Genomic DNA, 21,227 nt, shown 5'->3' with positions numbered 1-21,227 from the left:
CGAACATGCAGGTCGTAGGACCAGCGGCCGATCGCGGACCGGCCAAAACTCGGTGGGCAGTGTCAGTGCCGATCCGTAGGCTCGCTGCTGATGGTGACGACACGTGCAACCACCGAGGACAGGACCGACCGATCCGACCGATCCGCCGTACGCACGCTGCTGCGTCTGTGGCCGTATGTGCGGCCCGTGCGTTCGCGGTTGTTCACGGCCGCGTCCGTGGCGATCGTCGCCTCCTGTCTGTCACTGGTCATTCCGCTGGTCCTGAAGTGGATGGTGGACGGGCCCGTGGCCGACCGCGATCCAGCGGGGGTGTGGCTCGGGGCGCTGTATCTGCTCCTGCTCGGGTTCGGTGAGGCGCTGCTGTTCGGGCTGCGGCGGTGGCTGGTGGCCCGGCCGCTGGCGGGGGTCGAGGCGGCGATGCGGGCGGATCTGTACCGGCATCTGCAGCGGCTGCCGGTGGCGTTCCACGACCGCTGGGCGTCGGGGCAGTTGCTGTCGCGGGGCACGACCGATCTGATGCTGCTGCGCATGTTCCTCGCGTTCCCGTTGACGTTCCTGGTGGTCAACGGCGTGACGGTGTTCGTCGGCGTGATCATCATGCTGCTGCAGGACTGGACGCTGGGACTGGTGATCCTGGCTCCGGCCGTGCCGGTGATGGTGACCTGTTTCCTCTTCGAGAAGCGGTACGCCGCTGTGGCGCGGCTCGCTCAGGACCAGGTCGGCGACCTGACGACGGTCGTCGAGGAGAGCGTGCTCGGGATCCGGATCATCAAGGGGTTCGGGCGGCATCGCAGTCAGGCGCGCGTCTTCCGGGAGCTGTCCCGGACGTTGCGGGGCACGGAGCTGCGCAAGGCCCGGCTGCTGGCGGGGATCTGGGCGGTCATCGTGACGCTGCCGGAGGTCGCCATCGGGGCGGCGCTGGTGGTGGGGGTGGTGCAGGTGGCCGACGGGGTGCTGTCGGCCGGCACGTTGGTGGCCTTTCTGTCGACCGCTCTCGCGCTGCGGTGGCCCGTGGAGTCGATCGGGTTCCTGCTGGCGATGAGCCAGGAGGCGGCGACCGCGACCGAGCGGTACTTCGAGGTGATGGACGAGAAGCCCGAGGACCCGGGGGTCCGGGCGGCGGCGGACGGCACCGCTGGCCTCGGACTGCGGTTCCACGACGTGCGGTTCCGGTACCCCGACGCCCCCAGCGACGCGCCTGCCGTCCTCGACCGCATCGACCTGCACATCCGCCCCGGCGAGTCCATGGCCCTGGTGGGTGCCACCGGCAGCGGCAAGACGACCCTCACGGCCCTCGTCCCCCGGCTGCACGAGGTGACGTCCGGCCGGATCACCCTGGACGGCCAGGACATCCGCGCCATGTCCCGCGAAGAGCTCCGCTCCCTCGTCGCGGTGGCCTTCGAGGAGCCCACCCTGTTCTCGGCCAGCGTCGCGGACAACGTTCTCATGGGGGCCTCGGACGGTGCCGGGAAGCCGGAGTTGGAGCGGGCGCTCGCGGTCGCGCAGGCCGACTTCGCGCATGCCCTGCCGCACGGCACCGAGACCCAGGTCGGCGAGCAGGGGCTCAGTCTCTCCGGCGGGCAGCGGCAGCGGCTGGCGCTCGCGCGGGCCGTGGTCGGGCAGCCGAGGTTCCTGGTGCTGGACGACCCGCTGTCCGCCCTGGACGTCCACACCGAGGCCGCCGTCGAGGCCGCCCTGCGGGAGGTGCTCGCGCAGACCACGGCCCTCATCGTCGCCCACCGCCCGTCCACCGTGCTGCTCGCGGACCGCGTCGCCCTGCTCTCCGGCGGCCGTATCGCCGCCGTCGGCACGCATCACGAACTGCTGCACTCGAACGCCGAGTACGCCCACCTCATGGCCGGAACCGAGGAGGCCGACCGATGACGGCGACCACCGCCACCGCACCGGGCAAGGAACAGCCGGCCGAGGAACCCCCCAAGCCGGACGACCCCTTCGACCGGGACGTCCTGCCCACTCCCCCGGGCGCCACCGCCGCGCTCCTGCGCTCCCTGCTCGCCCCGATGAAGGCCCGCGTCGCCCTCACCACGCTTCTGCTGCTGCTCCAGCAGGCGGCCGTGCAGGCGGGCCCGCTACTGGTGGCGTACGCCATCGACACGGCCGTACCGGCGTTCCGGCGCGACGACTTCGGGCCGCTGACCGCCGTCGCCGTCGGCTATCTGCTGTGCTCGGTGGCCTCCGGCGGCCTGCAGTACGGGTTCATCCTGGCCTCCGCCCGCGTCAACCAGGACGTGCTGCTCGACCTGCGCGGCCGTATCTTCCGCCATGCCCAGGCCCTGAGCGTCGACTTCCACGAGCGCTACACCTCGGGGCGGCTCATCTCCCGTTCCACCACGGACGTGGAGTCGCTGCGCGAGCTGCTCGACGAGGGCCTCCAGGAACTCGTCACCGTCATCCTGTCCTTCGTCTACATCTCGGCGATGCTGCTGTGGCTGGACCTCGGCCTGGGCGGGGTCGCCGTGGCCTCCTTCGTGCCGCTGTACCTGCTGGTACGGCTCTACCGGCGGCGGGCGGCGCGGGTCTACACCCTGCGGTCCACCGCGATCGCCTCCGTGATCGTCAAGTTCGTCGAGACGATGAACGGCATCCGCCCGGTGCGCGCCTTCCGCCGCGAGGCCGCGAACGACGCCGAGTTCGGCGTCCTCAACACCCGGCACGAGCGGACCAACGGCGACGCCCTGCTGGAGATGGCCCGTTACGTCGTCGGCTCCCGGCTCGTCGCCAACACCGCCGTCGCGGGGATCGTGCTGTGGGGTGCCTACCGGGTCGCGGGCGGCACGCTCGCCCTCGGTGTGCTGGCGGCGGCCGTGCTGTACCTGCGGCGGCTGTACGACCCGATCGACCGGCTCGGCATGTTCCTCAACTCCTACCAGTCGGCGGCGGCCTCCCTGGAGAAGATCGCCGGGCTGCTGGCCCAGACGCCGTCCGTCCCCGAGCCGTCGGCGCCCCGGCAGCTCCCGGCCCTGGAGAGCGACCATCCCGGCCGTGAGGTCGTCTTTGACGGCGTCCGGTTCGCCTACCGCACCGGCGGCGAGGTGCTGCCCCGCTTCGACCTCACGCTCCCGGCCGGCCAGACGGTCGCGGTCGTCGGCTCCACGGGCGCGGGCAAGTCGACACTGGCCAAGCTGCTCGCCCGGTTCTACGACCCCTCCGACGGCCGGGTCCTGCTGGACGGCGTCGACCTGCGCGAGCTGGCCGTGCCCGAACTGCGGCGCGGCGTGGTGATGGTGACACAGGAGGCGTTCCTGTTCTCCGGCACGGTCGCCGAGAACATCGCCATCGGGCGGCCGGACGCGACCCGGGAGGAGATCGAGCAGGCCGCGAAGGCCATCGGCGCGCACGACTTCATCAGCGGCCTGCCCGACGGCTACGACACCGACGTACGCAAGCGGGGCGGCCGTATCTCCGCGGGGCAGCGGCAGCTTGTCGCGTTCGCCCGCGCGCTGCTCGCCGACCCGGCGGTGCTGATCCTCGACGAGGCGACCAGTTCGCTGGACATCCCCGGGGAGCGGGCCGTGCAGCGCGCGATGGCGACGGTCCTGCACGGGCGTACGGCCGTCGTCATCGCCCACCGGCTGTCCACGGTGGAGATCGCGGACCGCGTCCTGGTCATGGAGCACGGCCGGATCGTCGAGGACGGCACACCGGCCGAACTGATCGCGGGCACGGGCCGGTTCGCCGATCTGCACCGGGCGTGGCGGGACAGTCTGGCGTAGGCGGGCGGCGGGAGAGCGGGACGGGGCACGGGAGAACGGACGGGGCACGGGAGAGCGATGATCGACGCGTACGAGGATCCGGGCGAGCCCGACTGCCGCGGCGGCACCCGATATCTGTGGTGGCTGGTCACCCAGCAGGCGGGGCGGTCGGCCCTCGGGTCGCTGATCTCCGCCGTCTGGATGGTGCTGTTGGCGGCGGCACCGTATCTGCTCTCGCGCGCGGTGGACGAGGGGCTGGCCGCCGGTGACTACGCGGCGCTGGCCGCCTGGACCGGCGCGCTGGCCGGCGTGCACGTGTTCAACGCCTGGCTGAGCATCATGCGGCACCGCACGATGACCCGGGTACGGATGGACGCCCTCTTCCGCACCACCAAGGTCCTGATCGGGCAGTCGGTCCGGCTGGGCGCCGCGCTGCCGCGCCGGATCGGCGCCGGAGAGGTCGTCACCATCGGCGTGGGCGACGTCCAGACGATCAGCCACTCCCTGACGGTCATCGGCCCCGGGTTCGGCGCGATCGTCGCCTATCTGACGGTGGCCGTACTGCTGGTGTCGGTCTCGGTGCCGATCGCGGTGGTGGTGCTGCTCGGGATGCCGGCGATCGCCGTACTCGTCGGTCCGCTGCTGGGCCGGCTGCAGGGCACCGAGACGGAGTACCGGGAGCGGCAGAGCGTACTGACCGCGCGCATCGCCGACCTCGCGAGCGGCCTGCGCGTCCTCAACGGCCTCGGCGGCAAGGAGCTGGTCGCCGACGCCTTCCGCCGCGACTCGCAGCGGCTGCGCGCGCAGGGGTACCGGGTGGGGGCGGTGACCAGCTGGGTGCAGGCGCTCGGGATGGGCCTGCCGACGCTGTTCCTGGCCGTGGTCACCTGGCTGGCGGCCCGGCTCGCCGCCCAAGGGGCCATCACGGTGGGTGAGTTGGTGTCGGTCTACGGCTATGTGGCGGTCCTGGTCCGACCGGTGGCGTTCGTGGTCGAGTTCATCTACCAGGTGTCCCGCGGCGTGGTGGCCGCGCGGCGGGTCGTACGGTTCCTGCGGCTTGAGCCGATGACCGACACCGGCACGCATGACGCACCCGCGGAGCCGGCGGCACTGCACGACCCCGAGTCCGGGGTGCGGGTGCTGCCGGGCCGCCTGACCGCGCTCGCCGCCTCGCTGCCGGCGGACGCGGTGGCCGTCGTCGACCGCCTGGGCCGGTACGTCCCCTCGGCGGCGACCTGGGGCGGCATCCCGCTCGACGAGATCGCGTTGCCGCAGCTCCGGGCCCGCATCCTGGTCGCCGACCACGAGGCCGACCTGTTCGCGGGCACGCTGCGCGAGCTGGTCGCCGGCCACGCGGGCTCGGACGGCCCCGACGAGGCGGCGATCGCACGGGCGCTGCACACCGCAGTCGCCGAGGACATCGTCCAAGGCCTCCCGGACGGCCTGGACAGCCCGATCGACGCCCAGGGCCGCAACCTCTCCGGCGGCCAGCGCCAACGCGTCCGTCTGGTCCGCGCGTTGCTGGCGGACCCGGAGGTGCTGCTGGCGGTGGAGCCGACCTCGGCCCTGGACGCCCACACCGAGGCCAGGGTCGCCGAACGCCTGCACACGACCCGGCAGGGCCGCACGACGGTGGTCACCTCCACGTCCCCCCTGCTCCTGGACCGAGCGGACACGGTCCACTACTTGGTCGACGGCAAGGTGGCGGCCACGGGCACCCACCGAGAACTCATCAACAGCGAACCGGGATACCGGGCCCTGGTGGCACGGGACGAGAACGCCGAGGAGCTTGCCAGGTGACGTCCCGCGACCCAGGCCGCAAAACCCTCCCCATCGCCGAACCCGGAGACGTCCGACGAGCCACGGTCCGCCTCGTCCGAGCCGACGCCAAGGCCTTCACCGCGGCCCTCGTCCTGAATTCCCTCGCCGCGATCGCCGGTCTGGCCAGCCCCTGGCTGGTGGGCCGCATCATCGACGAGGTCCGCGCCGGCCACGGCACGACCGCCGTGGACAGACTGGCTCTGGCCATCCTGGTGGCCGCGGCAGCCGAACTGCTGCTGGCCCGCTGGGCCCGCTACGTCGGCCACCGCTTCGGCGAACGCACCCTCGCCCGGGTCCGCGAGGAGTTCGTCGACCGCACCCTCGCCCTCCCGGCGAACGTCGTGGAACGCGCCGGCACCGGCGACCTCACCGCCCGCGGCACCGCCGACGTCGCCCTCGTCGGCACCACCCTGCGCGACGCCGGCCCCGAACTGCTCATCAACTCCGTACAGGCAGTGTTCCTGCTCGGCGCGGTGATCACCCTGGACCCCCTCCTCGGCCTGTGCGGAGTGCTCGGCTTCGGCGGCATCTGGTGGGCCCTGCGCTGGTATCTGCGCCGCGCCCGCGCCGGCTACCTCGCCGAGGGCGCGGCCACCTCGGACGTCGCGGAGATCCTCGCGGCGACCGCGTCCGGCGCCCGCACGGTGGAGGCGCTGCGCCTGGAGAAGCGCCGGGTGATGGCCGGCCGCGACGCGCTGGAGACATCGCGGCGGACCCGCTTCCACACGCTGTTCCTGCGCACGGTGTTCTTCCCGGCCGTGGACGTGTCGTACCTGGTCCCCGTGGCGACGGTCCTGCTGGTCGGCGGGGTGCTGCTGGAGCGGGGCGCGCTGAGCCTGGGCTCGGTGGTGGCGGCAGCCCTGTATGTGCAACGGCTGAGCGAGCCGCTGGACGAGATCCTGATGCGGGTCGAGCAGCTGCAGAGCAGCGGCGCCTCCTTCGCCCGTGTGGAGGGGCTGGCGAGGGCCCCGCGGGCGACGGAGACCGACGCTCCGGCACCGGCGGACGACCTGATCGAGGTGACCGGCGTGCGCTACGCCTACGACCGCGGGCGCGAGGTCCTCAGCGATGTCGACCTGACCGTGCGGCCGGGCGAGCGGCTCGCCGTCGTCGGCCCCTCCGGCGCCGGGAAGACGACCCTGAGCCGGCTCCTGGCCGGCGTCGACGCGCCGACGGCCGGCTCGGTCACGGTCGGCGGCGTACCGGTCGTCGCCCTCGGCCCGGAGCAGCTGCGCCGCCAGGTCGTCCTGGTCACCCAGGAGCACCACGTCTTCCTCGGCACGGTCCGCGACAACCTCAAGATCGCCGAGCCGTCCGCCACCGACGAGGAGCTGTGGGCCGCCCTCGCCGCGGTCGGCGCCGACACCTGGGTACGAGACCTGCCCGACGGCCTGGACACACCGCTGGGCGACGGAGGCGGCCGTACGGACGGCTCACAGGCCCAGCAGCTCGCCCTCGCCCGTGTGGTGCTGGCCGACCCGCACACCCTGATCCTCGACGAGGCGACGGCCCTGCTCGACCCGACCACCGCCCGCCACACCGAGCGCGCCCTGGCCGCCGTACTCCAGGGCCGCACGGTCATCGCCATCGCCCACCGCCTGCACACCGCGCACGACGCGGACCGGGTGGCCGTGATGGAGAACGGCCGCCTCACCGAGCTCGGCACTCACGACGACCTGGTGGCGGCGGACGGGGCGTACGCGGCGCTGTGGCGTTCCTGGCACGGAGAGCGGCCCGTCTGAGCAGGCGATCTATGCTCGGTGCTGTAGGAGGTCCGCCCGGCCCCGCACGCTGAAGCAGAGCCACCGTCTGAAGATGAGCCACCGTCCATGTCGCTTGGGGAAGTCCCGTTGAACTTCTGGTCGATCTACCAGCACGGCTTCGCGCGGGTCGCCGCGTGCACCGGCCACACCGTCATCGCCGACCCGCACGCCAACGCCGAGGCGGTCCTGCGGCAAGCGCGCCGGTGCGCGCGGGAGGGGGTGGCCGTCGCCGTCTTCCCCGAGCTGGGCCTGACCGGCTACTCGATCGAGGACCTGCTGCTGCAGGACGCGGTGCTCGACGACGTCGAGGAGGCGCTCGGCACGGTGGTGGCCGGGTCGGCGGACCTGCTTCCGGTGCTGGTCGTCGGCGCCCCGCTGCGCCACCGCCACCGGATCTACAACTGCGCGGTGATCGTGCACCGCGGCCGGATCCTCGGCGTCGCGCCCAAGTCGTACCCGCCGAACTACCGGGAGTTCTACGAGCGGCGCCAGATCGCCTCCGGCGAGGACGAGCGCGGCGGGAGCATCCGGGTCGGCGGCGAGGAAGTGCCGTTCGGGGTGGACCTGCTGTTCGAGGCGGCGGACGTCCCCGGTCTCGTGCTGCACGCGGAGATCTGCGAGGACATGTGGGTGCCGGTGCCGCCGAGCGCGGAGGCGGCCCTGGCCGGGGCGACCGTGCTGGCGAACCTCTCGGGCAGCCCGATCACGGTCGGCCGGGCCGAGGACCGGCGGCTGCTGTGCCGGGCGGCGTCCGCGCGCTGTCTGGCGGCGTACGTCTACTCGGCGGCCGGTCTCGGTGAGTCGACCACCGACCTGTCGTGGGACGGCCAGACCATGATCTACGAGAACGGCGTGCTGCTGGCCGAGACGGACCGCTTCCCGCTCGACGACCAGTACGCGGTGGCCGACGTCGACCTCGATCTGCTGCGGCAGGAGCGGCAGCGGACGGGCACGTTCGACGACAACCGCCGCGCCCACGCCACGCGGACCGGGGACTTCCGGAGGGTGCGGTTCCAGCTGGACCCGCCGACGACGGACCTGGGGCTGAAGCGCCGGGTGGAGCGCCTTCCGTTCGTGCCCGCCGACCCCGAGCGCCTCGCCCTGGACTGCTACGAGGCGTACAACATCCAGGTCGCGGGCCTCCAGCAGCGGCTGGCGGCGATCGGCGGCCCGAAGGTGGTCATCGGCGTGTCCGGCGGCCTGGACTCCACGCACGCGCTGATCGTCGCCGCCCGGGCGATGGACCGCGCGGGCCGTCCGCGCAGCGACATCCTCGCCTTCACCCTGCCCGGCTTCGCCACCAGCGACCACACCAAGGACAACGCCCACAAGCTGATGAACTCGCTCGGCGTCACCGCGGCCGAGCTGGACATCACGCCGACCGCACGGCTGATGCTGAAGGAGATGGGCCACCCGTTCGCGTCCGGCGAGCCGGTGTACGACGTCACCTTCGAGAACGTGCAGGCCGGGCTGCGCACCGACTACCTGTTCCGGCTCGCCAACCAGCGCGGCGGCATCGTGCTCGGCACCGGCGACCTGTCGGAGCTGGCGCTCGGCTGGTCCACGTACGGCGTGGGCGACCAGATGAGCCACTACAACGTCAACTCCGGTGTGCCGAAGACGCTGATCCAGCATCTGATCCGCTGGGTCATCGGCAGCGGCCAGTTCGACGACGAGACCGGCAGGACGCTGGCCGCGATCCTCGACACGGAGATCAGCCCCGAGCTGGTGCCCGGCGAGGAGATGCAGTCCACCGAGTCCAAGATCGGCCCGTACAACCTGCACGACTTCACGCTCTTCCACGTGCTGCGCTACGGGTTCCGGCCGTCGAAGATCGCCTTCCTGGCCTGGCACGCCTGGCACGACCCGGAGGCCGGCGCCTGGCCGCCGGGGTTCCCCGAGGCCAAGCGGGTGGCGTACGACCTGGCCGAGATCCGGCGCTGGCTGGAGGTCTTCTGCCGTCGCTTCTTCGCGTTCGCACAGTTCAAGCGCTCGGCGATGCCGAACGGGCCGAAGGTCTCGGCGGGCGGTTCCCTCTCCCCGCGCGGCGACTGGCGCGCGCCGTCCGACGGCAACGCCGCCGCCTGGCTGCGGGACCTGGCCCGGTTCGACATGCCGGGCACCGAGAAGTAGACGGCGGGTGGGCCCCACCAGATGGGGCCCACCAGAGGGGGATCCCCACCGTTCCGGTCCGTATACCGAACATGAACTCCCGGACAACGAACGATTTCCGGCCAAGTTTCTGACGCGCCCCTGACAGAAACCGCGGTCACCTGGCACTCTTCCCACGGCCGCGTCACAGCAACCCCACAGCGCCGTCACACGGCGGTGCCCGCGGCCGAACTCCCGCACGCGCACGTCCGTTTCCGCACGCGCACGTCGTTCTGCGTACCACCTGCTCTGCCCGGACGGCCCACCCGCCGGCCGGTCTCCCCTGGCCGCGTGATCCGCGGCCGCGCAGAAGGAGTCAGTGTTGAGAGACAGTTCCTCCCACAGACGCACCCCCCACGCAGCACAGCGCTCCACGGCGACCCGCCGGGCCGCCGCCGTCGCCCTCGTCGGCGTGTCCGCCCTGATCGCCGCGGCCGTCCAGTCGGGCGCCGCCACCGCAGCACCGGAGAAGGCACCGTCGGCTGCGGGCAAGGTCATACCGGGCGCCGAGTCCGTCAAGCTGTCCCCCGCCCAGCGCGCCGAGCTGATACGCGAGGCCGACGCCACCAAGGCGGCCACCGCCAAGGACCTGAGCCTGGGCGCCAAGGAGAAGCTGGTCGTCCGTGACGTCCTCAAGGACGGCAACGGCACGGTCCACACCCGCTACGAGCGGACGTACGACGGCCTGCCCGTCCTCGGCGGCGACCTGGTCGTGGAGACCGCGAAGTCCGGCGAGACCGAGGCCGTCGTCAAGGCCACCCGCGCCGCCATCAAGCCGGCCACCACCAAGGCCGCCGTATCCGCCGCGAAGGCGCAGAAGCAGGCGCTGGCCGCCGCGAAGGCCGAGGACGCCAAGAGCCCCGACGTCAACCGGGCGCCCCGCAAGGTGATCTGGGCCGCGGACGGCAAGCCGACCGTGGCGTACGAGACGGTCGTCGGCGGCTTCCAGCACGACGGCACCCCGCAGGAGCTGCACGTCATCACCGACGCCACCACCGGCGAGAAGCTGTACGAGTGGGAGGCGATCGAGACCGGCACCGGCAACACGGTGTACAGCGGCACGGTCAACCTGACCACCACGCAGTCCGGTTCGACGTACAACCTCACCGACGGCGCGCGCGGCAACCACAAGACGTACAACCTGAACCGCGGCACCTCCGGCACCGGCACCCTCTTCTCCGGCGCCGACGACGTCTGGGGCAACGGCAGCCCGTCCAACCTGGAGTCCGCGGCCGCCGACGCGCACTACGGTGCCGCGCTGACCTGGGACTACTACAAGAACGTGCACGGGCGCTCGGGTATCCGCGGCGACGGCGTCGGCGCCTACTCCCGGGTCCACTACGGCAACAACTACGTCAACGCGTTCTGGTCCGACAGCTGCTTCTGCATGACGTACGGCGACGGCTCGGGCAACGCCAACCCGCTCGTGTCGATCGACGTGGCCGCGCACGAGATGACCCACGGGCTCACCTCGAACACCGCGGGCCTCAACTACAGCGGCGAGTCCGGCGGTCTGAACGAGGCCACCTCCGACATCTTCGGCTCGACGGTCGAGTTCTACGCCAACAACTCCTCCGACGTCGGTGACTACCTCATCGGCGAGGAGATCAACATCAACGGCGACGGCACGCCGCTGCGCTACATGGACAAGCCCAGCAAGGACGGGGCGTCGAAGGACGCCTGGTACTCCGGCATCGGCTCCATCGACGTGCACTACTCGTCCGGCCCCGCGAACCACTTCTTCTACCTGCTGAGCGAGGGCAGCGGCACCAAGACCATCAACGGTGTCACCTACAACTCGCCCACCTCGGACGGCCTTCCGGTCACCGGCATCGGCCGCGCCAAGGCGGAGAAGATCTGGTTCCGCGCGCTGACCACCAAGTTCACCTCGACGACGAACTACTCGGGCGCCCGCACCGGCACCCTCGCGGCGGCCGGTGAGCTGTACGGCACCACGAGCGCCGAGTACAAGGCGGTGCAGGACGCCTGGGCGGGCGTCAACGTGGGCGCGCGCTCCGACGGGGGCGGCGGTGGCGGTACGTCCTTCGAGAACACCACCGACGTGTCGATTCCGGACCGGGGCGCGGCGGTCACGTCGTCGATCACCGTCTCCGGTCGGACGGGCAACGCGCCGTCCAACCTCCAGGTCGCCGTGAACATCGTCCACACCTACATCGGTGACCTCCAAGTGCAGCTGGTCGCGCCCGACGGCACGGCGTACACGCTGAAGGGGTACGGCACCGGCGGAAGCGCGGACAACATCGACACCACGTACACGGTGAACGCGTCCTCCGAGGTCGCCAACGGCGTCTGGCAGCTGCGGGTCCAGGACAACGCGGCCGTCGACACCGGTTACATCAACAGCTGGAAGCTCACCTTCCCGTAGGCCCGTTCGCGGTCGCCCAGGACAGGGCGTCGTCTCGGTGGGTTCAACTCCCGCCGGGACGGCGCCCGTTCACATTTCTGAAACATTTACCGGACAGTCAGCTTTCGGCCAACATCACCACACCCTCCTGACATGTACGCGCCTCAGGTGTCACTCTTCGTGCACCCGCCGCACAAGCACCACTGCACCTCCCCCACAAAAGGAGCTCGTGTGACCCCCCTCTACGCGCGTCGCAAGCGCACCACTCTGGCCATCGCCACCGCGGTGGCGGCCGGAGCCCTCCTCACCACCGGTCTGACCGCCGGAAGTTCGGCCGCCGAGACCCCGGCGCCCAGCGACAGAAAGGCGACCCCGCTCGCCGTCCCGGTCGCGCTGGCCCCCGCGGCCCGCACCGCCCTCATCAAGGACCAGCAGGCCGAGGCCGCCGAGACCGCCGACGAGATAGGCCTCGGCGCCCGGGAGAAGCTGGTCGTCAAGGACGTCGTCAAGGACGCCGACGGCACGGTCCACACCCGCTACGAGCGCACCTACGCCGGCCTGCCCGTCCTCGGCGGCGACCTGGTCGTCCACGAGTCGGCGTCCGGCGCGACGAAGGGCGTCACCAGGGCGACGAAGGCCACCGTCAAGGTCGCCTCGCTGAAGCCGGAGATCACCGCGGCCAAGGCCGAGGGCCAGGCCGTGAAGCTGGCCAAGGCGGCCGGATCGAAGAAGACCGAGGCGGACAACGCGCCCCGCAAGGTGATCTGGGCCGCGAGCGGCAAGCCGGCCCTCGCCTACGAGACGGTCGTCGGCGGCCTCCAGGAGGACGGCACCCCAAACGAGCTGCACGTCATCACCGACGCGGCCACCGGCAAGAAGCTCTACGAGTACCAGGGAATCGAGACCGGCAGCGGCAAGAGCCTCTACTCGGGCACGGTCACCCTCGGCACGACCCTGTCGGGTTCGACGTACCAGCTGTACGACCCCTCGCGCGGCGGCCACAAGACGTACAACAAGGCCCGCAGCACCAGCTCCTCCGCCGGCACGCTGTTCACCGACGCGGACGACACCTGGGGCACCGGCGCGGCCTCCAACGACCAGACCGCCGCCGTCGACGCCGCCTACGGCGCACAGACGACCTGGGACTACTACAAGAACACCTTCGGCCGCAGCGGCATCAAGAACGACGGCAAGGCCGCCTACTCCCGCGTCCACTACGGCAACGCCTACGTCAACGCGTTCTGGTCCGACAGCTGCTTCTGCATGACGTATGGCGACGGCGAGGGCAACGCGAAGCCCCTGACGTCGCTCGACGTGGCCGCCCACGAGATGACGCACGGCGTCACGTCGAACACGGCGGGCCTGAACTACAGCGGCGAGTCGGGCGGCCTGAACGAGGCGACGTCCGACATCTTCGGCGCGGCGGTGGAGTTCTACGCGGCGAACTCCTCCGACCCCGGCGACTACCTCATCGGCGAGAAGATCGACATCAACGGCGACGGCACCCCGCTGCGCTACATGGACAAGCCCAGCAGGGACGGCTCGTCGGCCGACTACTGGTCGTCGTCGCTCGGCGGTATGGACGTCCACTACTCCTCGGGCCCCGCGAACCACTTCTTCTACCTCCTCGCGGAGGGCAGCGGCGCGAAGACGATCAACGGGGTCAGCTACAACTCCCCGACCGCCAACGGCTCGACGGTCACCGGGATCGGCCGCGCCAAGGCCGCCGCGATCTGGTACAAGGCCCTGACCGAGTACATGACGTCGACGACGAACTACAAGGGCGCCCGTACGGCGACCCTGAGCGCGGCGTCCGCCCTGTACGGCGGCTCCGGCAGCACGGAGTACAAGGCGGTCGCGGCGGCGTGGTCGGCGGTCAACGTCAGCTGAACACCGGCCCGTTGACGCAGGACTGAGGAGCGGCACCCGGGACGAAGGCATCCCCGGGTGCCGCTCTACGCTTGTACCCCATGTCCTTCACCTACGAAGACGTCGGCGCCACCCGGGAGAGCGACTTCTGCCCGCCCGGCTTCCACGCCCTGCATGTACGCACCCGCATCGGCGAGGGCGAGGAGCTCTTCCGCCACGCGGCCGAGGCGGTCATGACCTGGGAGATGCACCGCGCGATGGGCGTCGGCATCGAGGCGTCGGCCGACCGCGCGGCCCCCGACGTCGATGTCACGGTCACCCTCGCCGGCATGATCAAGGCGCCGTGCCGGGTGGTGTGGACGGTGGCGGAGCCGCGGCGGGTCGGCTGGGCGTACGGCACGCTTTCCGGCCATCCGGAGTGCGGCGAGGAGTCGTTCGTCGTGGACCGCACGGGGGACGGCACGGTGTGGCTGACGGTGCACGCGTTCAGCCGCGGGGCGAAGTGGTACGCCCGGGCGGGCGGACCGGCTACGCGGGGGTTGCAGCACGCGTATGCGCGGCGGTGCGGGGTGGTGTTGCGGCGGTTGTGCGCGCAGAAGGGCGAGTAGCCGTGCGGTCCCGCACGATGGTCTTTCCGGTGTTCCGGCCGCGCAGCATGCCCAGGAAGGCGTCCACGATGTGCTCGAAGCCGTCGACCACCGTCTCGTCCAGCGCGATCCGGCCGCTCTGCAGATGCGGTACCGCGAACTCGTACAGCTCCTCCTGCACATCGCGGTAGTTGCTGACCAGGAAGCCCTCCATGCGGATGCTCTTCTCCACGAAGTCGGCGTGGTCGAAGCGCGGCGGCGGCGCGTCGGGGGTGTTGTACTGGCTGATCGTGCCGATGCGGACGATGCGCCCGAACTCGCGCAGCGCCCCCACCGCGGCGGCCAGCTGCTCGCCGCCGACGTTGTCGACGAACACGTCGATGCCGCCCGGTGCGGCCCTGCCGAGCAGGTCGGCGGCGGGCCCGTCGTGGTAGTCGAAGACGGCGTCATAGCCGACCTCCCGGATCAGACGGTCGGCCTTCGCCGCTGAGCCCGCGCTGCCGACGAGCCGTCCGGCGCCCAGCAGCCGGGCGAGCCGCCCGGTCGCCGTGCCGACCCCGCCCGCCGCGGCCGACACGAACAGGTCCTCGCCCTCCAGGAACCGGGCGATCCGGGTCAGGCCCACATAGGCGGTCAGACCGGTGCCCCCGAGAACGCTCAGGTACGCGGTCAGGGGTACGCCGTCGAAGCGGGGCAGCGGCCGGACGTCCTCCGGCGTGACCACCGCGTGGGTGCGCCAGCCCTGCCGGTGGAGGACGATGTCGCCCTCGGCCGGCCGGGGCGTGCGGGAGGCGACGACCCGCCCGATGGTACGGCCCTCCAGCGGTGCGCGCGGTCTCGTTCATGACCGGACCGTAGGGCGGGAATGCGCCTGGTGGGCAGCCGGTTGGGCTCATGCGACACCCCGTTCCATGAGCAGTTCTCATACCTTGAGGTGAGCGCCCCGTGGCCCGCACGACCGACTCCGAGCTCGCGCCCCACGAACTGCGCGTGCTGGTGGCGGTGGCGGACACCGGCGGCTTCTCGGCCGCGGCCCGGGCACTCGGCCTGACCCAGTCCGCGGTCTCCCACTCGGTGCGCGGCAGCGAGCGCAAGATCGGTGCCGTGCTCTTCGCACGCGGCCGCACCGGCGCCGGCCTCACCCCTGCCGGAGAGAAGGCCGTGGTGCACGCTCGCCGGATCCTGCGCCTGCTGGAGGTGCTGACCGCCGAGGCGCGTGGTGCGGCCCGGTCCGACGCGGCGGAGGGGCGGCTGCGGATCGCGGCCTTCCGCCGCGCGGCTCTGCAGCTGTTGCCGCCCGTCCTGCAGCGCCCTGCGCGCCCGGCATCCGGGAATCGAGCCGCGGGTGCGGATCGTGCGCGAGGTGGGGTCCGGCACCGCGGGCGAAGTGGCCGACGGCAGAGCGGACACAGCCATCGCCACGCTGGGCGGTTCCGTGCCGCTCGCCCCGAATCTGGTCGCGAGCGGGCTCTTCGAGGAGCCGTTCGCCCTGGCGCACTCGGCGGGACACACCGCCCCGCGGTCGCTGCCGCTGATCGACTGGGCCGAGAACTGCGGCTCGTACACCCGCGACTGGTGGGCTGCCCAGGACTGGATCCCGACGGCGACCGTGGAGGCGGAGGACGACGGAGCGGTGCTCTCCCTGGTGAGCGGAGGACACGGAATGGCGATCATGCCCGCGCTCTCCCTGGTCGGAGCACCGCACTCGGTCGGCATCACCGATCTCGGTCCCAGCCGGCCGACCCGCCGGGTCGGCTATGTCACCACCGCCGAACTGGCCGGATCCGCCGTCGTGCGCGCCCTGGTGCGGGAACTGCGGGCGACGGACCCCCGGAGTGTGAGCGTTGCCGGTCGCGAGGGGCGCCGAAGCTACCGCATCAACACCCCCGCCCCCTCTGCCGCCCCCTCCGAAGGCACCGCCACCAGCCCCAGCTCCGCACTCGACGCCAGCAGCCGATGAGCCGGAAGGATCCGCACCGTATAGCCGTACGGCCCCGTGCGGTCCAGGGAGAGGGGCCCCTCGTACACCCACCGCCCCTCCGCGTCCGGCCCGCTCACCGGCTTGAGCGGCACCGTCGACGCGTCCGCGATGCGGTCCTCCGGGTCGACGCGCCCCGAGACCGCCTGGACCTCCACGTCGTCCGGGCCCAGGTCGCCCAGGCCCACCCGCACCCGGAGGCTGAGCGTAGAGCCCAGCACCGCGGTGGAGGTCGCCGCGGATGTCTCCACGTGGTCGACCGTGACGCCCGGCCACGCCGAGCGCACCCGCGCCTTCCAGCCCGCGAGTTCACGCGCCGCGTCCGGTGTCATCGCGCGGTGCGCGAGCGCGGCCGGGGTGTACAGGCGCTCGACGTACTCGCGGACCATCCTGCCCGCCAGGACCTTCGGGCCCAGCAGGGTCAGGATCTGGCGGACCATCTCGATCCAGCGGTCGGGCAGGCCGTCCGGGCCGCGCTCGTAGAAGCGAGGGGTGATGCGCTGTTCCAGCAGGTCGTACAGTGCCGCCGCCTCGATGGCGTCGCGGTGGTCCGGGTCGGTGCCGGTGCCGTCCGCCGTGGGGATCGCCCAGCCGAAGTCCGGCTGGAACCACTCGTCCCACCAGCCGTCCAGGACGGAGAGATTGAGGCAGCCGTTCAGGGCCGCCTTCATGCCGGAGGTGCCGCAGGCCTCCAGGGGGCGCAGCGGGTTGTTCAGCCAGATGTCGCAGCCGGGATACAGCTTCTGCGCCATCGCCATGCCGTAGTCCGGCAGGAACACGATCCGATGCCGTACACGCGGGTCGTCCGCGAACCTCACCAGTTCCTGGATCAGACGCTTTCCGCCGTCGTCCGCCGGGTGCGCCTTGCCCGCGACGACGATCTGGACGGGACGCTCGGGGTGCAGCAGCAGGTCCATCAGGCGGTCGCGGTCGCGGAGCATCAGCGTGAGGCGTTTGTACGACGGGACCCGGCGGGCGAATCCGATCGTCAGGACGTCGGGGTCCAGCACCCCGTCGATCCAGCCAAGTTCGGCCGTGCCGGCGCCGCGTTGCCGCCAGGAGGTGCGCAGGCGCTGCCGCACCTCCATCACCAGCTGCTCGCGCAGGACCCGGCGCAGCTCCCAGATGTCCTGGTCGGGGATGTTCCCTACCGAGTCCCAGCGGTCCGAGCCGCCGACGGTCATCGCGTCCTCGGTGCGCCGGCCGCCGATCTGGCGGGCACCGAGGCGGAAGACCTCCGGGGCGACCCAGGTCGGGGCGTGGACGCCGTTGGTGACCGAGGTGATCGGGACCTCGTCGGGGTCGAATCCCGGCCACAGGCCCGAGAACATCTCCCGGCTGACGTTGCCGTGCAGCAGCGAGACGCCGTTGGCCCGCTGGCCCAGGCGCAGGCCCATCACGGCCATGTTGAAGAGGTTCGGTTCGCCGCCGGGGTAGGTCTCCATGCCCAGCTGGAGGATGCGTTCGACCTCGATGGTCGGGAGTTCGGCGGCGGGGCCGAAGTGGTGGGCGACCAGTTCGCGGTCGAAGCGGTCGATGCCGGCCGGGACGGGAGTGTGGGTGGTGAAGACCGTGCCGGCGCGGACGGCTTCCAGCGCCGAGTCGAAGTCCAGGCCCTCGGCGCAGAGTTCGGCGATGCGCTCCAGGCCGAGGAAGCCGGCGTGGCCCTCGTTGGTGTGGAACACCTCGGGTGCGGGGTGACCGGACAGCCTGCAGTACGTCCGGACCGCCCGCACGCCCCCTATGCCCAGCAGCATCTCCTGCAGCAGGCGGTGCTCGCTGCCGCCGCCGTAGAGCCGGTCGGTCACCCCGCGTTCGCCGAGGTCGTTCTCCTCGACGTCCGAGTCGAGCATCAGCAGCGGTACCCGGCCGACCTGGGCCAGCCAGATCCGGGCGTGCAGCGACCTGCCGCCGGGCAGGGCGAGCAGGACCTGGGCGGGGGTGCCGTCGGGCTCCTTCAGGAGCGCGAGGGGCAGCTCGTTGGGGTCCAGGACCGGGTAGTGCTCCTGTTGCCAGCCGTCCCGGGACAGGGTCTGCCGGAAGTAGCCGTGCCGGTACAGCAGCCCGACCCCGATCAGGGGGACGCCGAGGTCGCTGGCGGCCTTGAGGTGGTCGCCGGCGAGGATGCCGAGGCCGCCGGAGTACTGGGGCAGGGCGGCCGTGATACCGAACTCCGGTGAGAAGTAGGCGATGGCGGCGGGGAGTTCGTCGGGCTGGTCCTGGTACCAGCGGTCGCCGCCGACGTAGTCGTCGAGGTCACCGGCGACGGCGGTCAGCCGCCTCAGGAACCGGCTGTCCTCGGCCAGCTCCGCGAGCCGCGCGGGCGACACGCTCCCCAGCAGCCGTACGGGATCGTTGCCCGAGGCGGCCCAGCACTCGGGGTCCACGGACTGGAAGAGGTCGCGGGTCTCCGCGTGCCAGGACCAGCGCAGGTTGCGCGCCAGATCGCTGAGGGGCCGGAGCGGTTCGGGGAGGACAGGACGGACGGTGAATCGACGGATCGCCTTCACAGTTCCACCTCGGGCAGCGCGTGGCAGGGGACGCACGGCGCTGTGCGTCCCGTCATCGCCCTCGACGGTATCGGTATGCGGGGCTTCGTAACCACAGTGCGTTTTTGTGACTGCCAGTGGCTGTCCATCGGGGGAAAGGAGCACGCCCGTCCGAAAAGCAGCGCAACCTTTACACATCCCCCATGGCCGATATGGCCGATTCCGCCCCCGTGGGCCTCCTTGTGGCGACTTCTCACCTCGCGAGAGGCTGACTCGTGGCGCACCGGCCCCGGCCGGGTGCACCCGGCGAACCAGGGCCGCGGTGCGCCGAGTTGAGGAGGGGAACTCACACCATGGCACGGACGCTTCCGCGGCGTCTGCGCTGGGCCGGTGGCCTGACCGCGGTGACCTGTGTCGCCGCGCTTTCGGCCACCACCCTGCCCGCGCACGCCGCACTGGAGGGGCAGATACGAGGCGCCGGTGAACCCGGCTCCGTCAGCGGAAGTTACCTGGTGACACTCAAGGGGGGAACGAAGGCTCCGTCGGCGGCCGGAAAGAGCCTCGCCGAGAAGTACGGGGCGAAAATAAGCCACACCTACGGCACGGTCCTCAACGGCTACGCCGTCCGGGCCGACGAGAGACAGGCCAAGCGGCTCGCGGCGGACTCCCGCGTCGCCTCGGTCGTCCAGGACACCCGCGTGACCCTGGACCACACGCAGAAGAACCCGCCGTCCTGGGGGCTCGACCGCGTCGACCAGCTGAACCTGCCCCTGGACAGGAGCTACACCTGGCCGGAGTCCGCGGGCGCCGGGGTGACGGTGTACGTCATCGACACCGGCATCCGCGTCTCGCACAAGGACTTCGGCGGCCGGGCGAGCCACGGCTGGGACTTCGTCGGCAACGACCGGACCGCGAGCGACGGAAACGGCCACGGCACCCATGTCGCCGGCACCATCGCGGGCCGGCAGTACGGCGTCGCCAAGAAGGCCGAGGTCGTCGCCGTACGCGTCCTCGACGACGCCGGCGGCGGCACCACCGCCGACGTCATCGCGGGCATCGACTGGGTGACCAGGCACGCGAAGAAGCCGGCGGTCGCCAACGTCAGCCTCGGCGGCTACCGCAACGCGCAACTGGACGCCGCCGTACGCAACTCCATCGCGTCCGGCGTCACCTACACGGTCGCGGCGGGCAACGACGGGCTGCCGGCCGGCCTGTACTCCCCCGCTGCGGTGCGGGAGGCCATCACCGTGGGCGCCACCGACCGGAAGGACGCGAGGGCGGGCTTCTCCAACTTCGGTCCGGCCCTCGACCTGTTCGCCCCGGGCGTCGCGATCACGTCCGCGTCGCACGCGAGCAACACCGGCAAGGCGACCTTCTCCGGTACGTCGATGGCGTCGCCGCACGCGGCGGGCGTGGCCGCGCTCCATCTGGCCGACCATCCCAAGGCCACACCCGCACAGGTGTCCAAGGCCCTGGTGGCCAAGGCCGTGTCCGGCAAGGTCTCCGGCCGTGGGCTCGGCTCACCGAACAAACTCCTGCAGGTGCCGGGCTCTTAGCGGCCTGTTCACGCCGAAAGGCAGGCACCGGCCCCGTTCCCGAGGAACGGGGCCGGTCTTGTGCGTAGACATACGCGTGAGTAGTTAACAAAGTGCCGGATTGCGTACCCGAATAGGGTGGGAAGGCTCCTCCGGTACACCCCACCTGTGCGCCCCCGGGCGCACCACCGGAAGCACCACGCAGGACCCACCTCCCCACAGCCATCCGCCCATCAACGTTGACGCGGACAGGAGCGGTCATGCCCGCCATGCACCCCCAGTCGTCCTCACCCCCGACGGCCGGCGCCGATGCGCCCCCCGTACCCCGCCCGGCCACCGCCGACCCCGGACCGCCGGCTCCGGAGCGCCCCAGTGCGAGCGACACGGCCGGCGGCGTCGGACGCATACCCGTCCTCGACGTCCGCCCGGTCGTCCAGCACGGGCGCAGGCCCGCGAAGGCGGTGACCGGCGAGTCCTTCGAGGTCTCGGCGACCGTGTTCCGCGAGGGCCATGACGCCGTCGCCGCCAATGTCGTCCTGACCGGCCCGGACGGCCGCCCCGGTCCATGGACGCCGATGCGTGAACTGGCCCCGGGCACCGACCGCTGGGGCGCCACCGTCACCGCCGGCGAACCCGGCCACTGGACCTACCGGGTCGAGGCCTGGGGCGATCCGGTCAGCACCTGGCGGCACCACGCCCAGATCAAGATCCCGGCCGGGATGGACACGGACCTGGTCCTGGAGGAGGGCGCGCGGCTGTACGAGCGGGCCGCCGCCGGGGTGCCCGAGCAGGAGGGCCGCCAGGTGGTCCTCGCCGCCGCCGAGGCACTGCGGGACGAGGACCGCCCGGCCGCCTGGCGGTTGGCGGCCGCGTCGACGCCCGAGGTGGACGCGGTGCTGGGGCGGTATCCGCTGCGGGATCTGGTCACCGCGTCGGATCCCCTGCCGCTGCTGGTC

The 21,227-nt window shown here is 71.8% G+C and carries 11 protein-coding genes and 2 pseudogenes; 11 read left to right on the top strand and 2 right to left on the bottom strand.

The annotated features are described in order from the left end of the window. Nucleotides 1-90 precede the first annotated feature (90 nt). The 8 genes from AQI70_RS35635 (at nucleotide 91) to AQI70_RS35600 (ending at nucleotide 14,290) form a co-directional block, all read left to right on the top strand. Nucleotides 91-1,884: an ABC transporter ATP-binding protein gene (locus AQI70_RS35635; protein ID WP_062156590.1), complete on the top strand. Its 1,794-nt coding sequence runs from the start codon at nucleotides 91-93 to the stop codon at nucleotides 1,882-1,884. Continuing rightward, complete coding sequence (locus AQI70_RS35630; protein WP_062156589.1) at nucleotides 1,881-3,734, top strand: ABC transporter ATP-binding protein; 1,854 nt, start codon at nucleotides 1,881-1,883, stop codon at nucleotides 3,732-3,734. The genes AQI70_RS35635 and AQI70_RS35630 overlap by 4 nt, the downstream gene beginning before the upstream one ends. Nucleotides 3,735-3,791: 57 nt before the next feature. Continuing rightward, a complete protein-coding gene (locus tag AQI70_RS35625; protein ID WP_062156588.1) occupies nucleotides 3,792-5,513 on the top strand; it encodes an ABC transporter transmembrane domain-containing protein in 1,722 nt (573 codons plus the stop codon). Continuing rightward, a complete protein-coding gene (locus tag AQI70_RS35620) occupies nucleotides 5,510-7,276 on the top strand; it encodes an ABC transporter ATP-binding protein (RefSeq protein WP_062156587.1) in 1,767 nt (588 codons plus the stop codon). The genes AQI70_RS35625 and AQI70_RS35620 overlap by 4 nt, the downstream gene beginning before the upstream one ends. 87 nt (nucleotides 7,277-7,363) lie before the next feature. Then, nucleotides 7,364-9,430, top strand: coding sequence for an NAD(+) synthase (locus AQI70_RS35615; RefSeq protein WP_208607507.1), 2,067 nt, complete (start codon nucleotides 7,364-7,366; stop codon nucleotides 9,428-9,430). A 340-nt stretch (nucleotides 9,431-9,770) separates the two neighbouring features. Further along, nucleotides 9,771-11,834: a M4 family metallopeptidase gene (locus AQI70_RS35610; RefSeq protein ID WP_079051613.1), complete on the top strand. Its 2,064-nt coding sequence runs from the start codon at nucleotides 9,771-9,773 to the stop codon at nucleotides 11,832-11,834. Nucleotides 11,835-12,044: 210 nt separating this feature from the next. Next, nucleotides 12,045-13,703, top strand: a complete 1,659-nt coding sequence (locus AQI70_RS35605) for a M4 family metallopeptidase (RefSeq protein ID WP_062156584.1) — start codon at nucleotides 12,045-12,047, stop codon at nucleotides 13,701-13,703. Between the two features lie 80 nt (nucleotides 13,704-13,783). Then, complete coding sequence (locus tag AQI70_RS35600; protein WP_062156583.1) at nucleotides 13,784-14,290, top strand: DUF1990 domain-containing protein; 507 nt, start codon at nucleotides 13,784-13,786, stop codon at nucleotides 14,288-14,290. A 10-nt stretch (nucleotides 14,291-14,300) separates the two neighbouring features. Here AQI70_RS35600 and AQI70_RS35595 read toward each other — a convergent pair. Continuing rightward, nucleotides 14,301-15,098: pseudogene (locus AQI70_RS35595) on the bottom strand (zinc-binding dehydrogenase); the annotation flags it as partial. Nucleotides 15,099-15,214: 116 nt separating this feature from the next. Here AQI70_RS35595 and AQI70_RS35590 point away from each other — a divergent pair. Then, a pseudogene (locus tag AQI70_RS35590) lies at nucleotides 15,215-16,229 on the top strand (LysR family transcriptional regulator). Here AQI70_RS35590 and AQI70_RS35585 read toward each other — a convergent pair. Then, the gene (locus tag AQI70_RS35585) at nucleotides 16,139-18,757 is read right to left on the bottom strand and encodes a glycosyltransferase family 1 protein (protein ID WP_062156582.1); all 2,619 of its coding nucleotides are present in this window, start codon (nucleotides 18,755-18,757) and stop codon (nucleotides 16,139-16,141) included. The pseudogene AQI70_RS35590 and the gene AQI70_RS35585 sit on opposite strands and share 91 nt — an antisense overlap. Before the next feature lie 332 nt (nucleotides 18,758-19,089). Here AQI70_RS35585 and AQI70_RS35580 point away from each other — a divergent pair, with 332 nt between their 5' ends. Together AQI70_RS35580 and AQI70_RS35575 are read left to right on the top strand one after the other, a co-directional pair. Beyond that, the gene (locus AQI70_RS35580; RefSeq protein WP_062156581.1) at nucleotides 19,090-20,292 is read left to right on the top strand and encodes a S8 family peptidase; all 1,203 of its coding nucleotides are present in this window, start codon (nucleotides 19,090-19,092) and stop codon (nucleotides 20,290-20,292) included. A 239-nt stretch (nucleotides 20,293-20,531) separates the two neighbouring features. Further along, the coding region (locus AQI70_RS35575) for a maltotransferase domain-containing protein (RefSeq protein ID WP_159042748.1) at nucleotides 20,532-21,227 on the top strand (696 nt) is incomplete at its 3' end.

The organism is Streptomyces curacoi (assembly GCF_001513975.1).
In the GTDB taxonomy this organism is placed as follows: domain Bacteria; phylum Actinomycetota; class Actinomycetes; order Streptomycetales; family Streptomycetaceae; genus Streptomyces; species Streptomyces curacoi.
Note: the sequence above shows the minus strand (reverse complement) of the source record. Positions and strands in the feature narration are given on the sequence as shown.